Raw genomic sequence first — 2114 nt, 5'->3', positions numbered from 1 at the left:
ACCCGGAGGCCGTCGAGGCCGTGGCGGGCGCGGATGCCCGCCGCGGCCGAACCGCTCGTGCAGATGACGCCGGCAGCGGCCCGCAGGGCCCTGCGTTCGCGCTCCGCGTGGTCCGGCTGGGGCATGTGCAGCAGGATCCAGACCCGGACCCCGGCCGCAGCAGCCGCTTCCAGCTCGTCGGGCGCACCGCAGGCGAGGAGGCTGTCGACCACCGTCACCGTGCCCCAGGTTGCGGCGCCGGCAGTTGCAGGGCCGCCGCCCCCGGCCGGGCCGCCGTCGGGCCCGGCGTGGAGCAGCGTGGCCAGGCGCCGCCGGTCCCCCGCGCTGCCTCCCGGCCAGTCGCCGTCGAGCGGGCAGGTTTCCACCGCGGCACCGAGGGCCGCCAGTTCGGCGGCGAGCGCCGCGTTGTAGACGTTGCCACCGGAGTTGTGCCGGACGTTGCCGGGCACCACAAGACGGATACGAGGGTTGGCCGGCGGCATCTGCGGCGCCTAGCGGGCGTCGAAGTCCAGCGAGTAGCTGGCCCAGGCATCGGGGGTCTCGCGCAGGGTGACGTCCAGCCCGGCGAGGTCGCGCCCGTCGTTGCCGACACGGATCTGGGCGGCGACGGCGTCGGCGATGTACCGGGCGAGGGCTTCGGTGGTGCTCAGCTTGCCGGAGAAGTCCGGGTGCTCGTCGAGGTTCTTGTAGTTCAGCTCGTCCAGGATCTCGTCCACCGCGTCCCCTGCGGCGCCGATGTCCAGCACAATCGCGTCGTCATTGAGCTCACGACGGCGGAAGGTCACCTCCGTGACGAAGGTGGCCCCGTGCAGGCCCTGGGCCGGGCCGAAGACTTCGCGCGGAAGGCTGTGGGCGATCATGAAGTTGCGGCGGACGGTCAGACTAAACACGGGCTACCTCGTGGCTTCGGTGGGCTGGTCGGCGGATTTGAACTCGGTGGGCTGGTCGGCGGATTCGAACTCGGTGGGCTGGTCGGCGGATTGAGCGTCCCAGGACGGGTATTCGATGACGTGGCACAGGGCGTCCAGGTTGCCGTCGGCGAGGCGCTGGACGACCCCGGGGAGCTCTGCGAACGTCGAGGAGCCGGTCAGGAAGACATCGAAGACCGGATCCCGCAGCAGGGACACGGCGAGCGCGAGACGCTCGGCGTTGGTGCGGCGGTGCCGGCGGGCGCGAGCCACCATCCCCACCTGGCTGGCGCGGATGGACAGACGGCGGGCGTGGAAGTCCTCCCCCAGTGGGAGGGAGATTTTCCGGTCGGCGTACCAGGACATTTCGATGATGTCGCCGTCGTCGCCCACCAGCTGCAGGCTCCGTTGCAGTCCTTCCTGGGAGGCCGAGCAATGGATCACGATGTCGCAGTCCGGGAGGGCGTCGTCGGGGTGGCTGAAGTCGACGCCGAGGGCGTCCGCGAACGCGCGTTTGGCGGGGTCGACGTCGATCAGCTGCAGCCGCGCGAGCGGAAAGCCGGCCAGGAGCTTGGCCACCATGCCGCCGACCAGTCCGGCCCCAATCACGGCGACCCTGTCGCCCAGACGGGGTCCGGCCTCCCAGAGGCCGTTGATCGCGGTTTCCACGGTGCCGGTGAGCACCGCGCGGCGGGCCGGGACGTCGTCGGGGATCATGGTGAGGGCTTCGACCGGGACGATGAAGCGGTCCTGGTGCGGATAGAGGCAGAAGACGGTCCTCCCGGCCCAGCCCTCCGGTCCGTCCTCGACCACGCCCACGGTGAGGTAGCCGAACTTCACCGGGTACGGGAAGTCCCCCTCCTGGTTGGGGGCGGCCATGGCGCCGGCGACGCACTCCGGGACACTAGCGCGGTGGACCACCAGCTCGGTGCCCTTGCTGATGCCCGAATACAGGGTCCGGACCAACGCCTCCCCGGGGCCGGGGGCGGGCAGGTCCTCGCTGCGGAGCTCGCCCTGTTCCGGGCCGACGGTCCAATAGGCGGTGGCCGTGGCGTGCTGTTCAGAAGTCGTCATTGTGCTTACGAATCTAGTGCCCGGGCTGTTCGCGGGGAAGGGTGCCGTGTCCGGGCGAGTCGGCGGGCAGGGGCCGTTGGGGCTCGTTTTGTGGATGGGCGCCTTGCTCCGGTACCCTAGTCAGGTTGGTGA

At 70.9% G+C, this 2114-nt stretch carries 2 protein-coding genes and 1 pseudogene; all 3 read right to left on the bottom strand.

What is annotated here, in order from left to right; translation table 11 throughout:
• Positions 1–482 (bottom strand): annotated as a pseudogene (locus LQV45_RS27675) (glycosyl transferase family 1); the annotation flags it as partial.
• A gap of 9 nt (positions 483–491) precedes the next feature.
• Positions 492–890, bottom strand: coding sequence for a 6-carboxytetrahydropterin synthase (locus LQV45_RS27670; RefSeq protein WP_230010077.1), 399 nt, complete (start codon positions 888–890; stop codon positions 492–494).
• A 3-nt stretch (positions 891–893) separates the two neighbouring features.
• Positions 894–1982, bottom strand: coding sequence for a dehydrogenase (locus LQV45_RS27665; RefSeq protein ID WP_230010074.1), 1089 nt, complete (start codon positions 1980–1982; stop codon positions 894–896).
• Positions 1983–2114: the final 132 nt, after the last annotated feature.

The sequence above is a fragment of the Microbacterium sp. Bi128 genome (assembly GCF_918698205.1).
Note: the sequence above shows the minus strand (reverse complement) of the source record. Positions and strands in the feature narration are given on the sequence as shown.

Bases quoted from the DNA above. Each gene is read 5' to 3' on its own strand.
- LQV45_RS27665 (WP_230010074.1), bottom strand. From the start codon at position 1,982: ATGACGACTTCTGAACAGCACGCCACGGCCACCGCCTATTGGACCGTC.